Source organism: Lentzea xinjiangensis (assembly GCF_900110955.1).
GTDB lineage: Bacteria > Actinomycetota > Actinomycetes > Mycobacteriales > Pseudonocardiaceae > Lentzea > Lentzea xinjiangensis.
The window spans coordinates 1-22,659 of the sequence record NZ_FOFR01000019.1 but is presented as its reverse complement, the minus strand read 5'-3'; the positions used below and the strand labels follow the sequence as shown (position 1 = coordinate 22,659).

The 22,659-nt window shown below is 68.3% G+C and carries 18 protein-coding genes and 2 pseudogenes; 14 read left to right on the top strand and 6 right to left on the bottom strand.

Going from position 1 to position 22,659, the window contains the following annotated elements; all coding sequences use genetic code 11:
• Nucleotides 1–358: 358 nt before the first annotated feature.
• Both BMW88_RS31310 and BMW88_RS31305 read right to left on the bottom strand, forming a co-directional pair.
• Complete coding sequence (locus BMW88_RS31310; protein WP_245778178.1) at nt 359–2,158, bottom strand: sensor histidine kinase; 1,800 nt, start codon at nt 2,156–2,158, stop codon at nt 359–361.
• Nucleotides 2,142–2,837 (bottom strand): response regulator transcription factor, encoded by a 696-nt coding sequence (locus BMW88_RS31305; RefSeq protein ID WP_089957753.1) that lies wholly within the window; start codon nt 2,835–2,837, stop codon nt 2,142–2,144. The genes BMW88_RS31310 and BMW88_RS31305 overlap by 17 nt, the downstream gene beginning before the upstream one ends.
• 321 nt (nt 2,838–3,158) lie before the next feature.
• Here BMW88_RS31305 and BMW88_RS31300 point away from each other — a divergent pair, with 321 nt between their 5' ends.
• The 4 genes from BMW88_RS31300 (at nt 3,159) to BMW88_RS31285 (ending at nt 7,304) form a co-directional block, all read left to right on the top strand.
• Nucleotides 3,159–4,355 carry an IS110 family RNA-guided transposase gene (locus BMW88_RS31300; RefSeq protein WP_089957751.1) on the top strand — a complete coding sequence of 399 codons (1,197 nt, stop codon included), beginning with the start codon at nt 3,159–3,161 and terminating at the stop codon, nt 4,353–4,355.
• Between the two features lie 10 nt (nt 4,356–4,365).
• Nucleotides 4,366–4,671, top strand: coding sequence for a hypothetical protein (locus BMW88_RS31295; RefSeq protein WP_218148268.1), 306 nt, complete (start codon nt 4,366–4,368; stop codon nt 4,669–4,671).
• A gap of 276 nt (nt 4,672–4,947) precedes the next feature.
• A complete protein-coding gene (locus BMW88_RS44515; protein WP_089957748.1) occupies nt 4,948–6,060 on the top strand; it encodes an AAA family ATPase in 1,113 nt (370 codons plus the stop codon).
• Nucleotides 6,061–6,323: 263 nt separating this feature from the next.
• Entirely contained in the window at nt 6,324–7,304 is a 981-nt protein-coding gene (locus BMW88_RS31285) for a CPBP family glutamic-type intramembrane protease (RefSeq protein ID WP_143116350.1), read from the top strand.
• Between the two features lie 15 nt (nt 7,305–7,319).
• On the opposite strand, the gene BMW88_RS31280 is transcribed toward BMW88_RS31285, so the two are convergent.
• On the bottom strand, nt 7,320–8,450 hold the full coding sequence (locus tag BMW88_RS31280) for a UDP-N-acetylglucosamine 2-epimerase (RefSeq protein WP_089957743.1): 1,131 nt from the start codon (nt 8,448–8,450) through the stop codon (nt 7,320–7,322).
• A gap of 168 nt (nt 8,451–8,618) precedes the next feature.
• Here BMW88_RS31280 and BMW88_RS31275 point away from each other — a divergent pair, with 168 nt between their 5' ends.
• The 4 genes from BMW88_RS31275 to BMW88_RS31255 all read left to right on the top strand — a co-directional run bounded on the left by BMW88_RS31275 (nt 8,619) and on the right by BMW88_RS31255 (nt 14,304).
• Nucleotides 8,619–9,836 (top strand): sensor histidine kinase, encoded by a 1,218-nt coding sequence (locus BMW88_RS31275; protein WP_089957740.1) that lies wholly within the window; start codon nt 8,619–8,621, stop codon nt 9,834–9,836.
• Nucleotides 9,833–10,525 (top strand): response regulator transcription factor, encoded by a 693-nt coding sequence (locus BMW88_RS31270; RefSeq protein ID WP_089957737.1) that lies wholly within the window; start codon nt 9,833–9,835, stop codon nt 10,523–10,525. The genes BMW88_RS31275 and BMW88_RS31270 overlap by 4 nt, the downstream gene beginning before the upstream one ends.
• 1,448 nt (nt 10,526–11,973) lie before the next feature.
• Nucleotides 11,974–12,822 carry a hypothetical protein gene (locus BMW88_RS42920; RefSeq protein WP_218148284.1) on the top strand — a complete coding sequence of 283 codons (849 nt, stop codon included), beginning with the start codon at nt 11,974–11,976 and terminating at the stop codon, nt 12,820–12,822.
• Between the two features lie 222 nt (nt 12,823–13,044).
• Nucleotides 13,045–14,304: an IS701 family transposase gene (locus BMW88_RS31255; RefSeq protein WP_425434709.1), complete on the top strand. Its 1,260-nt coding sequence runs from the start codon at nt 13,045–13,047 to the stop codon at nt 14,302–14,304.
• 121 nt (nt 14,305–14,425) lie between these two features.
• Here BMW88_RS31255 and BMW88_RS31250 read toward each other — a convergent pair whose 3' ends face one another.
• Nucleotides 14,426–16,543 carry a hypothetical protein gene (locus tag BMW88_RS31250; RefSeq protein ID WP_089957728.1) on the bottom strand — a complete coding sequence of 706 codons (2,118 nt, stop codon included), beginning with the start codon at nt 16,541–16,543 and terminating at the stop codon, nt 14,426–14,428.
• Between BMW88_RS31250 and BMW88_RS42310 the strand changes: the two genes are divergently transcribed.
• The 4 genes and pseudogenes from BMW88_RS42310 (at nt 16,542) to BMW88_RS31240 (ending at nt 17,671) form a co-directional block, all read left to right on the top strand.
• Nucleotides 16,542–16,718 (top strand): hypothetical protein, encoded by a 177-nt coding sequence (locus BMW88_RS42310; protein ID WP_177221496.1) that lies wholly within the window; start codon nt 16,542–16,544, stop codon nt 16,716–16,718. The two genes, BMW88_RS31250 and BMW88_RS42310, sit on opposite strands and share 2 nt — an antisense overlap.
• Nucleotides 16,719–16,749: 31 nt before the next feature.
• Nucleotides 16,750–16,836: pseudogene (locus tag BMW88_RS41255) on the top strand (transposase family protein); the annotation flags it as partial.
• 15 nt (nt 16,837–16,851) lie between these two features.
• Nucleotides 16,852–17,016 (top strand): hypothetical protein, encoded by a 165-nt coding sequence (locus BMW88_RS42305; protein ID WP_177221495.1) that lies wholly within the window; start codon nt 16,852–16,854, stop codon nt 17,014–17,016.
• Nucleotides 17,017–17,155: 139 nt separating this feature from the next.
• Complete coding sequence (locus BMW88_RS31240; protein ID WP_143116348.1) at nt 17,156–17,671, top strand: IS3 family transposase; 516 nt, start codon at nt 17,156–17,158, stop codon at nt 17,669–17,671.
• Nucleotides 17,672–17,790: 119 nt separating this feature from the next.
• On the opposite strand, the gene BMW88_RS31235 is transcribed toward BMW88_RS31240, so the two are convergent.
• Entirely contained in the window at nt 17,791–18,420 is a 630-nt protein-coding gene (locus BMW88_RS31235; protein WP_089957722.1) for a hypothetical protein, read from the bottom strand.
• A 1,489-nt stretch (nt 18,421–19,909) separates the two neighbouring features.
• Between BMW88_RS31235 and BMW88_RS31225 the strand changes: the two genes are divergently transcribed.
• Entirely contained in the window at nt 19,910–20,224 is a 315-nt protein-coding gene (locus tag BMW88_RS31225; protein ID WP_089957720.1) for a response regulator transcription factor, read from the top strand.
• A 925-nt stretch (nt 20,225–21,149) separates the two neighbouring features.
• Nucleotides 21,150–21,422 (top strand): hypothetical protein, encoded by a 273-nt coding sequence (locus BMW88_RS31215; RefSeq protein WP_089957715.1) that lies wholly within the window; start codon nt 21,150–21,152, stop codon nt 21,420–21,422.
• Nucleotides 21,423–21,740: 318 nt separating this feature from the next.
• Here the strand turns inward: BMW88_RS31215 and BMW88_RS31210 are convergent.
• Nucleotides 21,741–22,519: pseudogene (locus tag BMW88_RS31210) on the bottom strand (transposase).
• Nucleotides 22,520–22,659: the final 140 nt, after the last annotated feature.

Genomic DNA, 22,659 nt, shown 5'->3' with positions numbered 1-22,659 from the left:
CGATCGAGTCGGACATACCAGCTCCCAACATGGTTCAGTTTGCCGTCGTTCTCCGCGCAAGGACCGCGGAAGCTCTCGCCACGACGACCTCGACGCTAGGTCGCGGTCCGCGTGACGGCATCGGACGCGAGGATGAACGACCGCGGTCGGGAATCATCTCCAAGGATGACAACCCCAGCCGCCGTGTGCTCAGATCATCCGGTACACGACGACGTGTACGGGGCGACGGTCCGGACGACTCCGCAGACGCCCGCGGGGGGCGAGACGCATCCCGGATGTGGGCTCGACTTCACGTGCCGACACCGGACGGCGAGGTGGCCTTGGAGGCGTGGAGCAGGCCGTCCACAACGGACAGTCGTCACGGGGCGGGCGTGTCCGTGGCGGGCAGCCGGAGCGTGAACGTGGACCCGATCCCCGGTGTGCTGGTCACCTCGACCTCACCGCCGTGGGCACGGACGAGCTGACGCACGATGGCGAGGCCCAGACCGCTCCCACCGGTTTCGCGGCTGCGCGACTTGTCCGCTCGCCAGAACCGCTCGAACACGTGCGGCAGGTCTTCCGGAGCAATCCCCGTCCCGGTGTCCGCGACCTCGATCACCACCTCACCGGCGTCCACACCCCCGCGAACGGTGACGTCGCCACCGGGCGGGGTGTGGCGTACGGCGTTGGACACCAGGTTGCCGACCGCTTGACGCAGGCGCACGGCGTCCGCGGTGACCACCGGCGAGCCGGTGGTCCACCAGGTGACGGTGACGTCGGCGGCGTCCGCGGCGCCCGAATGCGCCGCGACGACCTCCTCGAGAACGTCGGCGAGGCGCACCGGCTCCGGGTTCAGCCTCAGCTTGCCCGCGTCGGCGGCGGCGAGGTCGCGCAGGTCGTCCACCACGTACTGCAGGTGCAGGGTCTCGTTCAACAGCAGTGCGGTCAGCGCGGGGTCGGAGGCAGGCGTGGTCAGACCGTCCTGGGTGGCCTCCAACCAGCTGCGGATGGTGGTCAGCGGCGTGCGCAGCTCGTGAGCGACATCGTTGACCATCCGGTGCCGACGTTCCTCGGCCTGTTCCCGGCGTGCGGCGAGGTCGTTGAAGGCGGCGATGAGCAGACCGATCTCGTCACGCCTGGTTGCGGGCACAGGCGTCCATCGCCCATCCGGCCCGCGGACGGCCGCGATGAGAGCGCGCAACGGACGGGTGAGCCTGGTCGCCAGCAGCGTCGTGGCAGCGACGGCGACGGCCAGCACCAAGCCGGTGGCGGCGATGATGCGGACGACGTCGTCGTCTGACAGGGCGAACTCCGTGCGCGACGACGTACTGGGACTGTGGGTGAACAACAGGGCAGCGGGCGCGACGAACGGCTGAAGCTGCCGTCGCCTGGCCTCGGCCACGCACTCGTCGATGTGCTCCGCGCTGGGAGCGATGGCGCCGTCGTGCGGTCGCCAGACGAACATGTCCAGCGCCTGGGCGCCGGGTAGACCGCGGTCACGCAGGCAATCGTTGACGGCGGTGTCCAGTTCGGCGAACGATCGCGCCTCCGTGGGCGTGTGGTTGAGCAGCAGCCAACTGCTGCACGACGACCTCAGGTGTTCCTGCGTCTTGGGATCGTCTCCGGCGTTCAGCACCGGACGCCCGCTGGGGGTGTCGTGGACCACTGCTCGGACACCCCGACCCTCCAGGCAGCGCACGATCGCCTGGGCATCGATGTGCAACTGGTCGCGCTCGGCGGCGGTGAGGCGAAACGGGCCGACTGCCCTGGCATCGATCGTCTCGGAGGTGCTCGGCCGCAGGACCGGGTCGGTGCGCAGCGGGTCGACGGTGGCCGAGGCCCGAGCGGGCAGGGGCTGGTCGGACGGCGACGACTGCGCGATCAACCGCCGGTCCAGCGTGGTGAGCACGATGCGTCTGCCCGTGCTGCCGGCGAGTTCGGTGAGCAGCCCGTCCACCCCGTCCCACGACGCGTGGTCCGCCGCGTAGCCCACGAGCGTGTCGTAGACCTGCGCGTCGTCGGACAACGCCTGGCCTTGGGCCTGCTCGATCGCCCTGGTCGCGCCGCGCGTCGCAAGCCACGCCGCGGTGACGATGGCGCAGACCACGATCAGCAGCGAGATGGACAGCAGACGGACCAGCAGGCTGCGCCGCAGTGGGACCTCACGGCGCACGGTCACGTCCGGGATCCAGTTTGTAGCCGACTCCGAACACGGTCACCAGGTACGCCGGTCGCCTGGGATCCTGCTCGATCTTGGTGCGCAGGTTGCGCACGTGCACGTCCACCGTGCGCTCGCCGCTGCTGCGGTCACCACCACCGACGCGTTCCAGCAACTGGCGACGGGTGAACACGCGACCGGGCTGAGCGGTCATCGCAGCCAGCATTTCGAACTCGCCCGGCGTGCAGTCCACCACCCGATCACCCACTGTCACCCGCCGCAGGGTGAGGTTCACGGCCAGGTCGCCGACGCTCTGGACATCGCTCACCGGGGTGCGCCCGGCACGACGCAGCAGGGTGCGCGTCCTGGCCATCAGCTCGCGCGGACTGTAAGGCTTGCCCAGGTAGTCATCAGCTCCGAGGCCCAAGCCCCGCAGCATGTCGTCCTCGGACGACCGGGCGGTCAGCATGAGGATCAGCACATCGGACTCGCGGCGCAGCGCCCGGCACACCTCGAAACCGTCCACTGTGGGCATGAGCACGTCGAGCACGACCAGGTCAGGGCGTAACCGCCGGGCAGCACTCAGCGCGGCCTGGCCGTCCTGGACGAACGTCGTGCGGTAACCGTCGCGTTCCAAGTACCGGCGGATCACCTCCGCCTGCAGTACGTCGTCCTCCGCGACCAGCACGTGTGGGCTCACCGCTCCGACGATAGGGCGAGGTTCCGCGTCCTAACAACTTCTTCATGAACTGGCGCGAGGCTTGCGAACATGCCGAGCACACCGCTGATCCCCCGTTACCTTTTTTGTAGCTCCTGATCAAGGAGTCGTGGTCGCCAGGTCCGGCATGACTAACGCCCCCAGTCGAACGCATGATCCGGGGGGTGGTGTCACCGGACCTGGTGGCATCGAGGGACCGCTGATAGGGACACGGCCGCCGATGAGGCAGGTCTCGTCGTAACGTGGGTGCCGGCGCTCGATGCTCGACCGGCGACCACCCTCGACGAACGAACGGCATAACAGATGACCAGTGGTTTCGGGGTGTTCCTCGGCCTGGACGTCGGCAAGGGCGAACACCACGCCGTCGGCCTGAACCCGACCGGCAAACGACTGCACGACGGGCCACTGCCCAACAGCGAACCCAAGCTGCGGGCGCTGTTCGACAAGCTTGCCGTGCACGGACCGCTGTTGGTTGTAGTCGATCAACCGGCGACGATCGGGGCGTTGCCGGTCGCGGTGGCCCGCGGATCCGGCCACCAGGTCGCCTACCTGCCTGGCCTGGCCATGCGCCGCATCGCCGACCTCTACCCCGGCCGCGCGAAGACCGACGCGCGGGACGCGTTCATCATCGCCGACGCAGCCCGCACGCTGCCGCATACCCTGCGCCCAGTCGATGTCGGTGACGACGCCCTGGCGGAGCTGGACGTGCTGGTCGGCTTCGATGACGACCTGGCCGGCGAGGCCACCCGGATCGCCAACCGCATCCGCGGCCTGCTCACCGGCATCCACCCCGCCTTGGAACGCGCGATCGGCCCGAAGATCAGCCACCCGGCGGTGCTGGAGATCCTGTCCCGCTGCGGCGGCCCCACCGGCATCGCCAAGGCCGGGCGCCGCAAGCTCACCGCGATCGCGTCCGCCCACGCGCCGAGAATGGGCGACAAGCTCATCGCGGCGATTATGGCAGCACTGGCCGAGCAGACCGTCACCGTTCCCGGCGCCACCGCGGCGGACAGCGTGCTGCCCCGGCTGGCCGACAGCCTGAAAACCGTTCTCCAGCAACGCAAACAGGTCGCCGCCGAGGTCGAGGAGATACTCGACGCCCACCCTCTTGCCGGGGTCCTGACCTCGATGCCCGGCATCGGGATCAGGACCGCCGCCCGCATCCTGCTCGAGATCGGCGACGCCACCGGGTTCAAGTCCTCCGGTCACCTCGCCGCCTACGCCGGCATCGCCCCGGTCACCCGCAGCTCCGGCTCCTCGATCAAGGGCGAACACCCCGCCCGCACCGGCAACCGCAAACTCAAACGCGCGTTCTTCCTCGCCGCGTTCGCCGCGCTGTCCGATCCCACCAGCAGGACCTACTACGACCACAAACGAGCCGAGGGCAAGAAACATAATGCCGCACTGATCTGCCTGGCCCGACGCCGCTGCGACGTCCTGTTCGCCATGCTGCGCACCAAGACCTTCTACCGGGCGCCGGAGACCACCGCAGCCGCATAACATCACCAACGTGATCGAACTCGACCTCGCCCAGTTCGCCGCGGCCGTACGCGCGTACGCGCCACAGTGGGAACGCGCGGGGATCCAGTGGCAGCTGACGTTCGGCCCCGAGCGTGACAAGTCCGCCGCCTGGGTCACCTGCGAGACCGGCGATATGGCAGGCCAGCTCACCGTGTGGACCAGCGGCGAGGCTGAACTCGACACCGGGAACCTCGCGACCGGCGTCGTCGACCCAGTTCACTATGAACTCACAAGCGCACAGGAACTCGCCACGTGCCTGGACGACCTCACGAACCGGCTCACCGACCACAACTGATCGAGTTCCTGGTTGACAAGATCCATAGGGACACCCCCCGCGCCGGGGTCGCACGGTTCAGCTCCACGACTTCCTCGCCGGCGGTGGACAACGTCACGGGCAACCGGCCCGTAGGACGCCGTGGCGATCGGGATCTTGCAGGTGCGCGGCACAACGGCTGCGTCCGGCTCATCCGCGGGGACAGAGCCACCCGAACATACTTTGTTGACACGTCAGCAAAAAGGGCCCAAGATCAAGGCGACGTGCCGACTGGGTGTGGGAGGAGCGCGGTAGGCCGTGGATGACCAGGGGGTGCGGCCGGTCTTGACTGGCCGGGACGAGGAGGCTGCGGTGCTGACCCGTCTCGTGGCGGCGGCGCGCGCCGGTCGGGGCGGTGCGCTCGTGATGGCCGGTGAGGCGGGTGCGGGTACGACGGCACTCCTGGAGAGCGCGTTGTCGGCCTCGGCGGACGTCCGGGTGCTGCGGGTCGCCGGCGCCTTGTCCGAGCGGACGCTGCCCTTCGCGGCGCTGCACCGGCTGTGCACGCCGCTGCGCGCGGAGGTGGACCGGCTGGCCGAGCCGTTGCGCTCGGCGCTGCTGACCCTGCTCACCTGCCGGGGAGCCGACGTCGCAGTGGACGAGCAGAGGGTCGGGGTGGCGTTGGTGGAGCTGCTGGCACACAGCTCGAGCCGCACGCCGTTGGTGTGCGTGGCCGACGACTGGCGCTGGTGGGACGCACCGTCACGGCGCGTGCTGACGTTCGCCGCGCGCCGGATCGATGCTCTCCGCTGCGCGGTGGTTTTCGCCGTGCGCGACGTTCAAGAGCACCTCGAACTGGACGGCCTGCCGCGCCTGCGACTGACCACCCTCGGCGAGAGGGACGCCGCCGCTCTGCTGGAAGCCCGGTGGCGCGGCCCGGTGGACCCCGGGGTGCGCGACCGGGTGGTGGCCGAGGCTCGCGGCAACCTGCACGCCCTGGTGACGCTGCCACATGCAGCCACCCCGGCAGCGCTGGCAGACGGGTGGGGCGCGGTGGAAGGCGTACGCGTTGACGCGCAGGTCGTGGAGGCGTGGGCGCGCCGCAGCGCGGTGTTGCCGCGTCCCGCCCAGGGGTTCCTGCTGCTGGCCGCAGAGGGCTATTCCAGCCGGGCCATCCGCGCTCACCTGCGCCGTCGCGGCATCCGGGCCACCATCCCCGAACGCCGCGACCAACGCGACGGCCGCGCACGCCGCGGCCAGGCGGGCGGCCGGCCGCCCGCCTTCGATCCGATGATCTATAAACGCCGCAACGTCGTCGAACGCTGCTTCAACCGACTCAAGCAGTTCCGCGCGATCGCCACTCGCTACGACAAGACCGCCCTGTCCTACCAAGCCATGATTGACCTGGCCACTCTCACACTTTGGCTTTGAGGACAGGCTCTAGCGCACATAAAGTCCTGAAACATCCTGCGCAACTGCCGCCGCAAACGCGACGGCGTCTGGCTCGCCACCCGAGGCATCGCCCAGTTGCGCAACCTAGCCATGACCGCCTGAACGACCACAGGCAGCAGGCGACGCAGCTCTCACCCCTTGCCCCGCCAACACTCTTGATCATTACGGGACAACCTTTAGCGCCTGCTTACGCTCGATGAAACCACTCCATTGTGCGATGCAGCGGTCGAACACTGCACTGAGTGGAGCGCTACGCTGCCGATACCGGCTGTCACAGATCTTTCTGTTCGGACCCCCATTGCCCGGTTCGACCGGTCGCAACAGGAATCGAGGGCAGGAATCAATTGCGATCGAATCAACCTTCCCGCGAATTCGAACCGTCCACCGGGACCGCGTTCTGGCCGTTCACCCGCCTCCGCCCGGTCGAAGGGAACCCTCACCGCCGAAAGGTGTTGTTGCTGGCCGTCGCGTGCTGCGCCTATGCGCTGGCGTTCGGCTGGCCGATCTACCTGGCGATCTCGCGGCTGGCGGAACCCGCCGCAGGAGGCTCGGCAGGCGCGTCCGACCTGTGGCGCGGCATGTTCTTCAACGGCCTGGCGATCGTCGTCGCCCTGGCCGTCCTCGCGACGTTTCGCGGAGCGGGTGCGCCGCTCACAGCAGGTCGGCTCACCTCCTGCGGTTTGCGGCCGGCCTTCTACGCCGCCGGCATCTGGGTGGTGTCGCAGATGTTGTCGGCGCCGATCAGCGCCATCGTCGACGCCGTCTCGGAAGGCCACGACTTTCCGGCGAGCTCGATCCAAGCGGACCGCGGGCTCCAGCTGGCCCACTGGATCACCTGGTCGATCGCGGCGGGCGTCAGCGAAGAGATCATCGCCAACGCGGCCGTCATCCGGACGTGTGAGCTCTGGAACGTACCGAAATGGCTCATGTACGTTCTCGCCGTCGTCGCGCGCTTGTCCTTCCACGCCTACTACGGAATCGCCGTGATCGAGAAGGTGCCCTGGGCACTGCTGAGCGCCTGGGCGTACCGGCAGGGACGGCTGCTGTGGCCCTTGATCACCATTCACGTCCTGCACGACGCGTTGATCACCGTGCAGGTGGCAGCGGACGCCCCACAGCTGTCCACGGTGTTGACCTTGATGAACATCGCGCTGGTCGTGTACGTGATCGTCTCCCTCGTGGCACGACGACGCCGCACCGAGCAGACCGGCAGCACCGGCTGAGGCGAGGGTCCGCCCTCACCCGACGACGCGAACCACGGGCCGGGTCACGGCGCGAGCCGCGTCCGCGATGCGTGCGCCGGCTTCCCCGTCACCGAACGGTGAGGGCAGCTCCGCCAAGCGGGCGCGGCGACCGTCGTCGGCCAGCCAGTCCAGGGCGAGTGCGGTGAGGTCGTCGTGCCGGCCGACCGCTCGGCCGAAGTCCTCCAGGACCTCCGGACACTCCGTCGACCTCCGCGCGACCAGCAGCGGCCGCTTGAGGACCGTCGCCTCCTTCTGCACGGCGCCCGAGTCGGTGACCAGCAGTCCGGCGTGCGCGGCCAGCGCCAGGAACTCCGAGTGCCACAACCGGTCAACCACCCGTACGCGCATTCCGCACGACAGCACGCCGCTGCGCTCGATCGCCGCCCTCGTCCGCGGGTGCGCGGGCACCACGACCGGGTGACCGGCGTCCACCAGGCCGGCCAGCTGGTTCATGATCCCGAACAGCGCCTCCTCGTCGTCGACGTTGTCCGGGTGGTCGATCGTGGCCAGCGCGTACCGGTCCGGCTCGAGACCCCACCGGCGCACGACAGCGAGGCGGTGCACCTCCGCCATGAGGCGGTGGCGCGCGGCCTCGACCGCGGTGCTGCCGGTCAGCCTGACGTCCCGGCTTTCGAGTCCCTCGGCCCGCAGGTTGGCGACGGAGGCCTGGGTGGGCGCGCACAGCACCCTGGCGGCACGGTCGATCAGCACCCGGTTCTGCTCCTCGGTGGAGTCGAGGTCGTGGCTGCGCAACCCGGCGCCCACGCGCACCAGCGGGATGTCGTTCGCGTCGGCGGCCAGCGCCCCGGCGAGCGCGATGTCGGACGCGCCGTGCACCACGACCGCCTCCGGGCGGTCGGCGGCGAACGTCCGGCCCAGCCGCTCCATCGTCGCGGCGATCGAGCAGCTGCGGTCACGCGGCACGGACGGCAGGCGCCGGTCGGCGCGCACCACCCTGGCCGCATCACCCAGCCCGGCGAGCACCGGGGCCAGCCGGAAGACCTCTGCCCGGCCTCCCAGGACCACCGCGATGCCGCCGGGACGCGGCGTTGATACCGGAGTCCGCCGACGTGGGGGCTTGGCCTGGACGGCAGCGCGCTCGGGGCGCTGCAGGACTGTGGTCATCGTTACCTCCGGGAGAATCGGTCCTCTCCAGAGAACCGCTGTGGAGGCATCGGCCGCGTCGTCTGCCGGTGACGATCTGCGCCGCCTTGTGGACTCCGGTTGACGCGCCACCCGATCGTGCCTCGCGAGTCGCCCCGCGGCGGTCGTGCTGCTTGCATGGTGTGAGTGATGCGACGCTGGCAGCACCTGTTCCGCTCACGCCGGGCGCGTGACGCGATGGTGGCGCTGGTGATCGGCGGTCCTGCTGCCATCGGGCTGCTGACCGGCCTGCATCGCGTGGCGCCGGCACCGACGCCGATCGCCTTTGCCACGATCTCGGCCTTGTGCGCAGTCGTTCTGGCGCTGTGGCGTCGGGAGTTCGACTGGGCCGCCACAGTGGTCGCGTGCGTCACGTTCGTCCTGACGGACCTCCCGTACCCGATCTACGTGATGACCTACTCGCTGGCCAGGCGACGCCGCTGGCCGCCCGCCTTCGCGGGCATGGCGCTGCTGCTGGTCTGGCCCGCCCACCAGGCGCTGTTCGAACCGGTGACCGGCGCCGGGAGTCTGTTCGAGTTCGAGCGCAGCCTGCCCGCGAACGGGCTCAACGGCCTGGTCTACTGGGCGCTCGCCGCGGCGGCGCCGTTCGTCATGGGACTGGCCAAGAACAGCCTCGAGGATGCTCTCGCCGAGCGCGAACGGCACGCGGTGCAGTCCGCGGAGCGGCAACAACGACTGTGGGAGAGCACCCTGCGCGAACGCCGTCTGACCGAACGGGCGCGGCTGGCGTCGATGATGCACGACGGCGTCGGCCACCACGTCACCGTCATGGTGACCATGGCGGGCGCGATCAGCGTCGACGCCGCCGCGACCGAGTCGATCAGACGGCGCTGCGAGTTGATCGCCGAGGTCGGCCGGGAGGCCATCGGGCAGCTCGGCGAGGTGCTCGACGTGCTGTCCGCACCGGACGCGGACGGCGGGGCAGCACGGTTCGGCATCGTCGACGTCGAGGACCTGGTGCGCGACTACCGGTCGCTCGGCGTGGAGGTGTCCTGCCAGCTGGACGAGTCCGCCGACGGGTGCGACCCCGTCACCGGGGACCTGTGCTACCGCATCGTCCGCGAGTCGCTGGCCAACGTGCTGCGCCACGCCGGCGAGCCGCGCGTGCACATCCGGCTCAGCTGCGGGGACGACGGCGCACGGCTCACCGTGACCAGTCCGCTCGCACCGAACGATCGGCCTTCCCTGCCCGGGACGGGCCGCGGGTTGCGCCTGCTCGCCGAGGAGGCGTCGCTGGCGGGCGGCAGCCTCACGGCCGAGCCGGTGCGGGACGAGGCCCGGTTCGTGCTGCGGGCCGACCTGCCGCCGCGCGGTGGCGACAGCCCCGTGCGACGATCGGCGTCATGATCAAGGTTCTCGTCGTCGACGACCAGGCCCTGATCCGCGCCGGGACGACGGCGATCCTGCAGTCCGCGCCGGACATCGAGGTGGTCGGCGAGGCGGGCGATGGTGCCGAGGCGGTCGCGGTCTGCCGCGAGCGCCGACCCGATGTGGTGCTGATGGACCTGCGGATGCCGAGGGTGGACGGCGTGACCGCCACCGCGCAGTTGAAGGAGGACCGGAACCCGCCGCTCGTACTGGCGCTGACCACGTTCAACGACGACCAGTTGATGATCGACGCGCTCACTGCGGGCGCGGACGGGTTCCTCCTCAAGCAGCTCACGCCGGCGGACCTGATCAACGCGATCCGGGCGGTGAGCGGCGGCGCGTCGGTGCTCACCGCCGAGGTCGGCCGCCGGATGCTGCGGCGCCTCTCCGCCCGCGAGACCGCGGCGCGAACCGCGTTCCCAGACGCCGCCGAACGGCTCGGCCTGCTCAGCGAGCGGGAGCGCGAGGTGCTGGGCCACGTCGGCCTCGGGCTGAACAACGCCGAGATCGCCGAACGCCTGTACATGAGCGTGTCCACGGTCAAGACCTACGTGTCCCGCACCCTGACCAAGCTCCGGCTGGACAACCGCGTGCAGGCCGCGCTGCTCGCCAGCCATCTGCGCCTGCCACCCGCCGACCACCCGCTCGGTGGTCAGCCGCCGCAGTGACGCGGTCGGAAGCCACAGGTGCACGCCGCTCGACGGCAGCACCAGAAAGCCCGGCCGCATACGGCGTGGTGTCTTCCGCGCCGCTCGTTCACGAGCGGCCAGGCCGTGAACAACAACCCTCACGACGCGCGGAGTGCGGCAGCAGACGGCGTTCCAAGGCGTGTCCGTCGGTCCGAAAGCCGTCGGTATTCCCCCGGCGCGTTGGTGCGGGCTTGAGATCGGTCCCGGCCGATCGGGAAGGCACACACGACCACATCTTCTGCCGCACGGCGCCAGCCCTTCGTTCCCGGCGACGAACAACGAGTCGACCAACACCTGCCACGAGCAGTTCACGTGGACTCTGCGGTAACCCCATGCGGTGTCCTCCCGCGCCCTCCGCAGGATCAACGTCACCACGGTGTCGTCAACCGGAGGACGCCCGCTCCGGTTCGGATGTGTCCACTCCTGTGCGACCAAGCGCCGAGGCGAACGCGACACCGTGCCTGGTGTCACCAACCGGCGCTCCCCCCAGCATGAGAGGCAGGCGGCGCACCAACGCACGAGCACCGCACGATCAGTCCGGTCCAACCGCGTACGACGGTCCACCCGATCCTGTACGCACCACGTAGAAATGCCCTCCAACGCGGCCCGATCCTCGCACGCTTGCAAACCCGGACAGCGGAAACACCTCGGGCACACCAGGTTCAACGGTTCCAGTCAAGCCCACAGCTCGTCGGTCAAGACATCCTCCTCAAGCCGGGGAACCGCCTGGGGAAGCGGTCGATCGCGCCTCGTCACCGCCCCGGATGCGCACGCGGACAGTCCTCGTCCCGACCCCGCAGTTCCTCCAGGCATTCCGAGTGAGTGCCCAACAGGCGATCAGCGCGGTACACGGTCATCGACCGCACCTTTCCTCTTGGCACCTACGGACGATCGACGAACACCATGGAGTACGCGACATCCCCAGCCGGCGAACCGCTCACCGGTGAGATCAAGCTCAGTCAGCCGCGCGGGCAACGGTCGGAGTCGTCACCATCTCGGTCTCCGAGCCGAAGCGGATCCCTGGCCTCCCATCGCACACGGCGTTCACCACGACCGGCTCCGCGGTCTACGCGATCACCGGCAGATCACCTCGGCCAGACGGTTCCGAGAAGTGCGTTCTTCTTGTTGCCGGTCACCAATCCAGCTTCGACGACCTCGTCAACCCGGTCTACCCACCGGTCACTGCTCCTCGAGCAACGGTTCAAGGGTGTCCTCAAGCGCCATCAGCGGCGCGATGACCTTCTTGTCGGGTACTCGTGACGGAAAGCAGCTGATCGGAACGGGCATGAACGTCGGTCGGACGAAGCCTGACCTCACCACGGTCGACTCCGTGCTGGAGCGGAGTTCTGCCCGTCAGCTCCCTGACGACCGCCGCCGTGGTGCGCTCGAGTGATAGCGCGCTGGACCATCTCCGGCAAGATGGCGGCATGGCCGGCGAATACTTGTCCAGCGACGACGGAATCCCGGTGATCTCTGGTGAGGAGTTCGCCCGGGAACTGGCCCGGGAAACCGACGATCGGCTCCGCGAGTTGTACAAGGCCGAGCGTGTGGTGATGCAGCGCCAGGCGAGGGTTCCCGCCCGTGAAGCAGCCGCGCTGAGGAAGTCCCGGGAGCGGGTGTTCGGGCTGACCGAGCAGCGCCGGGAGGTGGAGGAAGCCGCCCGGACGCGGGCAGACGCGGAATGGGTGACCGCCCACCCCCTGGTGCTGCCCCGGCTGCCGTGGTGGCCCGGTCGGCGCCGGCAGCTCGCAGCCGAGGCGCAGAATCGCAGGCGGTGGGAATACGAGAATGATCCCGACCGGCGGCGTTGTGTCGAAGAGTCGGTGCGAGCGGAAACGCAACGCTTCTACGCGGCCTACCGCGAAGAGCACGGAGCCGACTTCCCAGCTCTGCTCGAAGATGCCTATGCCGACGTTCGCGCCACGCAAGAGCTCGCCGCGAAGCGAGAGCACCTTCGCGACGCCGCGTGGCTGAGGATCGAGGTCGTGGTGCGTGTGCTCTACGAACGGCACGACCACGACGTCCGCTGGACCGCCAACTTCCTCGGCACGACCCACTCCATGATCAGGAAAGCTCTCGGCCTTCCCGAGCCGCCGCCCCGAGCCCAGGCGATCAGCCACCAGTACGGCTACAACCGGTACGGCCGCAACGAGTACGGCCGCAATCGGTACGGCGGCGGTGGCGGCGGTGGCGACGGAGGGTATTGGGGCGGCGGCTTGGGCGATGGCGGAGGCGGCGGAGGTGACGGTGGCGGTGGCGGAGGAGGCGGGGAGTGACTTCGCGGATCAGCGGGCGGAACGCTGCCCGTCGATCGCGAGCGAGCATGTGACGGATGGATGGCCTGCCGTCGTCGTCCCGGGAAGCCAGCCGCTTCCTGCGCGATGGAGCGCAACCCGACGCAACATGATCCACGACGGCACACTCAAGCGCCGTGGCAGTGCTAGTAGGGCTTTGTTAGGTGTGTGTTGGATGTGTCGCGGGTGTGATCTTCTTGGTGGGTGAGGCCGGAGGAGATGGCGCTGGTTCGCCCGGTGATAGAGGACTTCGCTGCGGAGATGTTCGGCGGGTTCGCTCGTCGTGACCAGCGAGGCAAGGGCGAGCTGTATCTGCGTGGGCTGTTGCTGGAGGGCAAGCGCAAGTCGATGCAGCCCATGGCAGAGCGTCTCGGCGTCGACCATCAGCAGTTGCAGCAGTTCGTCACGACCTCGACCTGGGATCACACCGAGGTCCGCCGTCGGCTGGCGGTGTGGGCGGCGGAGTTCATCGATCCGGACGCGTTGGCCATCGATGACACCGGTTTCCCGAAGGACGGCACGTCGTCGCCGGGTGTGGCGCGGATGTACTGCGGAGCGTTGGGCAAGCGGGGCAACTGCCAGATCGGGGTCAGCGTGCACGCCGTCACCGACTGGGCCTCGGCCGCGGTAGACTGGCGGTTGTTCCTGCCCGAGTCCTGGGACGAACGCAAAGCCGCCGAGGAGCACGCGGCGGCGCAGATCGCCCGCAAGCGGGCTCGGTGCGCGATCCCGGATGACCAGCGGCACCGGGAGAAGTGGCGCCTGGCGCTGGACATGATCGACGAAACCCTCGGCTGGGGCCTGTCACGGCGGCTGGTGGTCGCCGACGCCGCCTACGGCGACGCCACCGCCTTCCGCCAAGGGCTGACCGACCGCGGTCTGACCTACGCCTTGGCGGTCTCGGCCTCCACCAGCGTCCACCCCGCTGACACCGCCCCGGTCCCGCCGGCATGGTCGGGCACCGGCCGCCCACCGACGAAGACGACCTACCCCGACAAACCCGTCACCGCCAAGACACTCGTGACAGCGGCCGGGCGCGCAGCCGGGCGATTCGTGCTCTGGCGCCACGGCTCCCGCACCAGCGCCGGCAACCCGGCCGCGGCCATGCGCTCGCGATTCGTCGCGCTGCGGGTCCACCCGGCCAACCGCAACATTCCCCGCGCCGCCGACGGCAGCCTGCCCGAGTGCTGGCTGCTGGCGGAATGGCCGACCGGCCAACCGGAGCCCACCGACTACTGGCTGTCCACCCTGCCCGCCGACATCCGGCTACGCGGCCTGGTCAAGGTCGCCAAGATCCGCTGGCGCATCGAGCACGACTATCGGGAACTCAAAGACGGCTTGGGCATGGACCACTTCGAAGGCCGTTCCTGGCTGGGCTGGCACCGCCACGTCACCCTCGCCTCGGTCGCGCAAGCCATCTGCACACAGCTGCGCCGCACCCCAAAAGCCCCTGCGCAGGACTGACTCTCTACGCCGTCCTGCGCGAACTGCAGATCTTACTCGCGGCCTGGACCGGCGTCTGCCACACCTGCCGACAACCCGTCCAGGCCACAGCCGACCCACAGAAACCACAGGTCAACAGCACCTAACAAAGCCCTACTAGCCGCTGGGTGTCGGGATCTCGGCCGGCATGCTCGAGCAGTGCTCCCACCCAGTGTCTCCAGCAGTGATCCGGGACGTCGGGCTCCTCGTGTGCGTCTGGTGCGTCGTGCCGGCGGTGGTGGTGTGCTCCGGTTGGCGGTGTGAGCAGCACGGTCACCGCGACCACTCCGGCGTAGGCGCGCCAGTCCAGGCTCTCCAGGCCGAGCCAGTTGTGATGGTGGTCGTGCTCGCGGGTCACGTAGAGGGCGGCGGCCTCGCGTAGGCGGGCGGTGAGCTCGGGCGGGTCCCACAGAGCGGCACCGACGAAGTCGGTCACGTCGCGTTCGACGATCGGTTCCCAGCGGCCGGTCGCCGGGTTCACGCCCAGGTGTTTGACCAGCGTCCAGAACGCTGTTGTGTCGCCGGCGACAGCCCGCTGGAGGCGTGCGCGCTGAGCCGCGGCAAACGTGGCCGCCTCGTCCCAAGTTGTGGTGCTCTCGGCGGGCGTGGGCTCGGGTGGCGTGCTCACCGTCTCGGCGGCGTCGTGAAACGCCGCCGCCAGCACCGGGTCGGTGGGCCGGTGGTGCCGTGCCTGGGAGAAGGCCCAGTCTGCGTCAGCGTGGTCGAGCAGCCGCCTGCGGTGTCCCCACTCCAGACCGTCGGCGAGGCCGCGTCGCGGCTGCGGCATAGCGTCGCGCCATCCGACGAGCACGCGGTAGGTCCAGTAGGGGCGATAGGCGGGACTGACCGCGCATGCGGCGCGCAGTAGCTCCTCGACCAAGGAGCGGCGCAGGTCCCGGACCGCGTCGGGCTCGCTGCCGTCCTGGCGCACGACGTCGATCACCGCGAGGATCCGGACCCGATCGGAGCTGCGCAGAAACCAGAGCAGCATCCGTGCGACGCGTCCGACCAGGGACCGGGCGGACGGGGAACGCAGTGCGCGGTCGGCTACGGACAGCGCGAACGTTCGCAGCTCGGCGGCCTCAGTCGGGTGCATCAGATGCTGCGGCACCCAGACCCAGTCCGCCGATCCTGGTGCGGTCTCACCGTCACCGCCTTCACCGCCGCTGCCCGCGCCGTGGCCCCCGTCGAAGTCGTGGTCGGTCTCGACGGCACCCCAGTCGCGCAGCGTCTGCTCGGTGAACTCCACCAGCATGGCCACATCGTCGTCGGCCACACCTTCGGCGAAGGCATGCACTTCGACGCGATAGCGCATCCCGAGGTTAGGCATGCCGGGTCTGAGGTGGACCACCGCCTCGGCGAAGTCGAGATGGGCCGGCCACAGCAGCCCCAGCAGCGTCGCCACCAGCTCGAGCGGGCTGTCATCAGTCGGTGCCGCGCGATCGTGGTTGGCTACGTGTCCGGGCACCGCCGCCGCACCGAGGCGGTCAGTGACGTCGGCCAGATCGCGCAGCACTGCCCGCAGCCGCGTGATCGTGGTCGGGGTGGTGTCCAGTGTCAGCGCTGTGCTTGCGGCCAGCTGTCGCAAAGACACGGGTACGGCCTTGTTCTCGACCACATCCAGCACTGCGTCGGCCAGAGCGGGCAGCCGGGTCTCGGCGCATAGCCGCAGCGCCAGCGTGAGGCGGGCCTGCTGCGTCCAGTGCCCGCCTTCATGGTGCTGCTCGTCGAGGTGGCGGTCCTGGCTGTGCAGGTCGCGTGAAGCGGTGGTGAGCGCGGCGGTGAGCTGATCGGCCAGCCCGGGATGGTGAAGGTTCCACCGGGCGTGTTGCCAGGCACGATCGGCCAGTTCGATGCGTTCTGCGCGTACCAGCAAGCCGTCGACGAGAATGCGTCTGATCTGCGGGTCTGTGACGACGAAGGTATGGGCGGTGAGCGACTCCGGGTCGGCGTCGGCCAGCCACTGGGTCCGCGCGGGTGCGTGCGCGAGCAGCCACGCGGCCAGTTCACGCAGGTGCTCAGGGATCGCTGCGGTGTCCTCGTCGGGAGCATCGACGAGGAAGAAGCTCTCCAGCTGACGCCGAGGAATGGGTGCTGGCCCGGCCGCGCGGGCGGCGAGGTGTCGGGCGGCGAGAAACGCCGCGAACGATGAATGCGCGAACGCGACCCGGTCAGGGCCGGTGCGGGTGAACACCGCGGTGGCCAGGGTTTCGGTGACCATGGCCGCGGTGACGGGGAACGCGCCCGCGCCGGCGGTCTCCTGCGCGCCGACGACCTGTCCGTGCGTTCACCCCGGAGTTCAGGCAGAGATCATCCAGCAGTGCCAGCGTGGTGACCGCTCGATCGCGCAGGTCGCGAAGGGTTTCGACCTGACCGAGACCGCTGTGCGCGAGTGAACGCTTTTCATCCTGGTCGGGATGCGTTGACAGACAGGCCCTGCTGGTGCAGGTGTACCTGCGCAAGGGTGAGACCCTCGCCGAGGTCGGCGCCGGCTTCGGCGTCTCCACCACGACAGCCTGAGAGGATGGCATGGGACGACGTGAATACCCGCCGGAGTCCCGGCGGAAGGTGCTGGACCTGATCGAGGCGGGCCGCAAGGTCGCCGACGTGGCCGGGACCTGGAGATCAGAGACCAGACGATCTACACCTGGCGACGACAAGATCGCATCGACCGCGGACTCGAGCAGGGGCTGACCAGCGGCGAGAAGGCCAAGCTGACCGCGGCGAAACGCCGGATCATCGAGCTGGAGACCGGGCTGCGGGCGACACGCCGGGCGATCGAGCTGGTGCGAGAGGTGGTGCCCCCGAAAGGAGATTCGAGGCGGTCAAGGTGATGGCCGCCGAGGAGATCCCGGTCAAGGTCGCTTGCCGGCTGGTGAACGTGTCGGTCTCCGGCTACTACGACTGGTTGTCTCGGCCGCCGTCGGCACGGTCGATCCGGCACGCCTGGCTGACCGATCTGATCACCGAGGTGCACCAGGCCTCCCAGGGGATCTACGGGTCCCGCCGGGTCCATGCGGAGCTCCGGCTGGCGCGGGGCATCGTGGTCGGCCACGGCGCGGTGGAACTACTGATGCGCCGCGCCGGAATCGTCGGCGTGATGGGCCGGCCGAAGTGGCGGCGGGCCAAGCCTGACCTGATCGCCAAGGATTTGGTCAATCGCGACTTCACCCGTTCTGGTCACGCATGCAGCTCGAGCTGCTTGACCGCCAGCGCTGGCGCACCCGCATCGAGTTGGCGAATGCGATCTTCGACTACATCGAGATCTTCCACAACCCGACAACGCCGCCACAGCAGGCTCGGCATGCCGACCCCGATAGAATACGAGAACACGTTCATCGTGGCATGAGATCCAGTAACGCGACTCCGCGAAAGCCAGGGAACGAGTGGCTTGGGCAGCCGGATCGGGGGTTGTCCAGGCCGACAGCCTGGACAACCCCCGATCGGTGACCGATCAGCGGGATGTCGTTACGCCGACAGGCCGGTGAAAGTGACCTCGTCGGCCGGGCCGCTGGAGACCACGAGGCCGCTGGTGGACTCGCACAGCGTCGAGTCGGCGAAGGAGGTGTAGGTCACCGACATGCGGCCGGGCGAGTAGGCGCCGGCGGTGACCTGCCCGGTGATCGTGACGACCTTGCTCACGCTGCCGCCGCCACCGGGGTCGACGATGGCGAACTCGAACGTCTCTAACTCCACGGTGCTGGTGTCCACCCGTGTGACGTCGTCGAGGTACCAGCCCCACTTCATGTCACCGGTCACGCCGGCGCTGACCCCGCAGCCGAGCACTCCTTGACCGGAGGCGGACTCCAGCTTGATCCGCTGCGCCCCCTGCGGCCCGGTCACGCAGCGGCCCTTGTTCCCGCCGTCACCGGAGAACCTCGTGTCCTGCGGGAATGTCCTGATCCCCTTCGAAGGGGTGACCACAGCCGCGAAGGTGTAGGTGTCGACGTTGCTGGCACAGGTGTTCAAAGGCAAGGGCTGCGCGGAGGCCGCCGGCAGGTGCGCGACCGTCGAAGCGGCCGCGGAGGACAGGACGGTGAACAGCGCCAGAGCGCCAATGCGGATTCGTCGGCCGAGATTTGTCGAACGCTTGGACATTCGATCCCTTTCCATATCAGGGGGGAATAGAGCCGCTTTCTCGAACTGACGGAATGTCAGCCCTCGGCGAACGCTAGCAACGTCCCGACACACTTCCCACCTTCGCCACCCATTCGGCGCACCGGCAGTACCGCAGATTTGCGGCGATTTCAAGATGCATTCCGCCGGGTATTGGCGCGGACGGACCGCGCGATCCGGCGGACAGCCACCGCGCGATGAGCGGAACCGGTCGGCGCGCCGACCGCGTTCCACACAGGGAGGAATCTAGATTCTGCTCCTGCGACCAGGCCGCAGGAAGCAAGATTCATGACGATATCGAATATTCGCTCACAACCGGGCCTCCTCGGGCTGCCCCGCGAAAGAAAACCGACTTCGTCCCACTGCGACAGCGCAGCATCGCCGCAGGAGGCGATGCCGGTACTGCACGCAGCCATATTCCAGCACTCTAGGTATCCGGGACATGAACCCGGCAACCCAAGCCTCGGAGCATGCGCCATGATCCAAAAGCGGACAGCGGAGCGGAGGGATCCCGGCTAAGTAGAAATTTATCGATCCGATTTCGGGTGGAATGCATTCGAAGTGTCCGCCGAAGCAGCGGGGCGATAGATCATCGTGCGACCCGTTTCACTAGACCAACAGGGACACCACTGCGATACGGACGGTGACCGATTGGTCGGACAGCGCGAAAAGAGTCGAAAGCGGGGGACACGATTGGCCGTTTTAGCGCTTTCCGTCATCGACTATATATGGTTCCGCCGAGCCGCGCCGACGCGCCCTGCGGATACCTTCGCCGACATCCTCGCCCACACCTGGGAAAATTGATCTACGAGGCTCTCCGCATTCCAGGATAGGCATTCGAAGGACTTCGACTTGGTTCCGGGCTCCCCTACTCATGTTCGCCTGGTTGGTCAGGCTGCCCGTGGGCGGCCCAGCGTTGTTGACGTTCACTGCGGACGCGAGCTCGTTCTTTGCGTTGAGCGGCCAGCACGTCGAGGTCGCGGGCGTTGGCGTTGCGCCATCGCAGGCATGCCTGGATTCTGCGGACGAGCACGGTGCGGTTGGAGTGGCCGAAGTTGCTCATCGTGATTGTGCGCAGCGGTCCGAACTGGGCTTCGATCGGGTTGGTCCAGGAGGCGTAGGTCGGGGTGAGGCAGAGCTCGACGTTGTTGCGTTCGGCCCACCTTCTGATTCTCGGGTCGTATTCCCCGTGGGAGCACGGGCGGGCCGCGGCCGCAGCTTTCGCATGGCCCTGGATCGCGTCGGCCAGTACGTCCGCGGCTTGGCCCGGTGGAACCGGAGTGTCCGTGGGCCCCCTCGCCCCCCGGTCAGGCGCGATCTTTGTGCAGTCAACCACGCCCGGTTGGGCGCTGTTGCGGTCACCGGGCGATCGCTAGATTGGTTACACTGAGCTACTGAGCCATGACTGCTGGTCAAGACGCAGGAGGTGTCCGTGAACGGTGGTACCGCCGGAACCGCCGGGGAGTCAACGATGAAAGAATTGATCAGACAAGCGCGTATCCACCAGGAGATCGCTCAGGATCTGCTTGCCAAGGCCGAGGAGATCAGTTCCGCCAAACCGGACAACGACAGTTCGGCCGAACACCTCGTCCGCACCAGATGGAAGTTCACCGGACGCGAGCGGCAGGTAGCCGGGCTTTTGATCGGAGGCCTGTCCAACCGACGCATAGCCCGATCCTTGACAATATCGGAACGGACGGTGAAGAACCACCTGCATTCCATATTCTGCAAAATGGGTGTGAGTGACCGCACCCAGGCGGTCATCAAGCTGATGCGTGCATCCTGAGCCACTCGACCCACGTCCTCGGCGCGCCGTCGTCTCATGGCGCAGGAACCTTTCTGCGAGCGTCGTGCCCAGGCTCAGGCCCAGGTCGTAATCGCCGGATCGGAAGCTCGGGTCTGCCAGTTACCCCGCGGTGGATGTCGTGTCGGTCGACACGGCCCGCGCAGTCGAACTCCGCCAGGGCGCGGCCCATCCTCCGCAGGCAAGTCCTCGCGGTTCGGCCGTGTGCGATCACCTTCGCCAACAGCGAGTTCGTAGAACGGCGGGACCCGGTAGCCGGCGTAGGCATGTTGGGCGCCGCAAGGTCATCTACCGGGGGCCCCTGCGTCGAAGGGCGGCCGGACAACCCCCTGCTCGATGGCCACACCGTCCACGACCTGACCCGCCGACGGGGATGAACCGCGCAACAGCCTTCGACACCGGCGACCGGCGGTCTGTGTGGGGTTCGGCGCCGGCCCGACCCGACGGTATGCTCGGACGCCAGCACCGGAGCTGGTCCTCCATTTCGCGGACGTTCACGATCGCCCGGCATCGGGGCCGATTCGGCTCCGACCTCTTGGTCCGCTCGTCCGGACCGGTTGCGACGTCAACGAGCCGACGATTACGCGCACCGTACGCATTCGCTGAGCCATTCTCATCGTGATGGTGCAGCTCACGGCGCAAGCTGAGCGATGGTCGGCCATCCGCAAGGTTCCAGCGGAACGGACACAACTGTCCGGACCGCCCCAACTCTTCGGATTCCGGACCTAGTTTTCGGGCCAGGCTTTCGGGTGTTGGGGCCACGTGGGCGTGTACGCCGTCACCCGATGGGCGGGTTCAGGGGTGTCCCCGGTTGGCTCACCACGTCCGGCGTCAACCCTCATGGCGAACGGCACGCGCCGTTCGCATTCCGACATCCCCCTCCAAGGGCTGAACATAGGAGTAGACGATGAACAGGCGTTATCGCATTGCCGCATCACTGGCCACGCTCGCCGCAGCGACCACCCTGTCCCTGACCGCCACCGGCACCGCCTCCGCCGAAGACACCCCGCCATCCGACGCCATCGGCCTCACCCCAATCAGCGCCTCGCTGCACTCGGACTTCGGGGACGCCGTGGAGGCTCACCAGGAGGCTCACCAGGACGCCCAGGAGGCCATTGAAGAGGCGCAGGACGACCACGAGGACGCCTTCGACGGCGACGAGATCCCGGTTATCGCTTGATGACGACTAACTTGATCGGCCGGGGCGGAGAAGGAGTTCACCCGCCTACGAGAGCTGCTGACGGACATGGCTCAAGCGCAGCCGCCTAGTGCACGGGATCGTTCGCTGCGACGGCCCGCCGCCCGCCAGACATCCGCAATGTTCGAAGCGTGGCCCGAAAACTAGGTCCGGAATCCGAAGAGTTGGGGCGGCCCGGACACCAACTTGTCGTGTCCGACCGAAGTTGGCGGTGTCCGGACCTAAAGGTTGTCCCGTAATGATCAAGAGTGTTGACGGGGCAAGGGGGTGACAGCGGTGTCACTTGCGGCCGGTGGTCGTTCAGCCGGTCATGGCCAGGTTGCGCATCTGGGCGACGCCTCGGGTGGCGTGCCAGACGCCGTCGCGTTTGCGGCGGCAGTTGCGCAGGATGTTCCAGGACTTCATGTGCGCCAGAGCGTGCTCAACCCGTGCGCGGACGCTCTTGTGGACGGTGTTGAGGTCTTCTTTCCATTGCGGCAGCGGCGGTTGGTCCTTGCGGGGTTTGCGGTAGGGCATGATCACCCCGGGGTGCCCTGGTAGCCGCCGTCGGCCATCACGTTCGCGCCCCGGCACTGCTCATCCACGCCAGAATCGGTGTAGGCGCGGCAGTCGTTGCGGTTACCCGGGGTGGGGTCGCCGACCGCGACAACGAGGCGGGTGTTGGCGTCGATGACGACCTGCATGTTCACCGAGTACCGGTAGTTCTTGCTGGAGGCGGACATGGTCCGGTCGTGGGTGGGCACCAGAGTGCCGTCCACGATCAGTACGGTGTCCGGGCTGTGCTTGCGGGTCACCGGCGCGAGCGCCAGCAACGGCGCCAGGTGATCCACCACGCGGCCCGCCGCGGACTTCGAGATCCCGAACAGCAGCGCGACCTGCCGGAACGTCAGATTCGTCCGGTAGTACACCGCCACCAGCAACACCCGATCCGCCAGCGGCAAGCCCCAGCGCCGGCCGGTGCCGGTCTGCTCGCCACCTCGACGGGCCACGACCCGCACGAGCTTGCGGAACACCGGCACCGACAAGCCCGTGAACACCGGCACCCACTCCGGCCGGTCCGCACTGATCACCTGCTCCACACCAAGATCATCGATCACACCGAGACAGCGTTACGGGACAACCTTTAGTGGCGCGTCACGCAACGTCGACCCGGTAACCGATCGTCTGGATGGACCGGCAGGCTGGTCCCGCATGTCGAGTGCGGGAGGTGGTTGTGGCT

Coding starts and splice junctions, on each gene's coding strand:
- BMW88_RS31270 (WP_089957737.1), top strand. CDS start 9,833: ATGATCAAGGTTCTCGTCGTCGACGACCAGGCCCTGATCCGCGCCGGG.
- BMW88_RS31275 (WP_089957740.1), top strand. CDS start 8,619: ATGCGACGCTGGCAGCACCTGTTCCGCTCACGCCGGGCGCGTGACGCG.
- BMW88_RS31280 (WP_089957743.1), bottom strand. CDS start 8,450: ATGACCACAGTCCTGCAGCGCCCCGAGCGCGCTGCCGTCCAGGCCAAG.
- BMW88_RS31235 (WP_089957722.1), bottom strand. CDS start 18,420: ATGTCCAAGCGTTCGACAAATCTCGGCCGACGAATCCGCATTGGCGCT.
- BMW88_RS31240 (WP_143116348.1), top strand. CDS start 17,156: ATGGCCGCCGAGGAGATCCCGGTCAAGGTCGCTTGCCGGCTGGTGAAC.
- BMW88_RS31250 (WP_089957728.1), bottom strand. CDS start 16,543: ATGGTCACCGAAACCCTGGCCACCGCGGTGTTCACCCGCACCGGCCCT.
- BMW88_RS42920 (WP_218148284.1), top strand. CDS start 11,974: ATGGCCGGCGAATACTTGTCCAGCGACGACGGAATCCCGGTGATCTCT.
- BMW88_RS42305 (WP_177221495.1), top strand. CDS start 16,852: ATGGGACGACGTGAATACCCGCCGGAGTCCCGGCGGAAGGTGCTGGAC.
- BMW88_RS31300 (WP_089957751.1), top strand. CDS start 3,159: ATGACCAGTGGTTTCGGGGTGTTCCTCGGCCTGGACGTCGGCAAGGGC.
- BMW88_RS31225 (WP_089957720.1), top strand. CDS start 19,910: ATGAAAGAATTGATCAGACAAGCGCGTATCCACCAGGAGATCGCTCAG.
- BMW88_RS42310 (WP_177221496.1), top strand. CDS start 16,542: ATGGCCGCGGTGACGGGGAACGCGCCCGCGCCGGCGGTCTCCTGCGCG.
- BMW88_RS31215 (WP_089957715.1), top strand. CDS start 21,150: ATGAACAGGCGTTATCGCATTGCCGCATCACTGGCCACGCTCGCCGCA.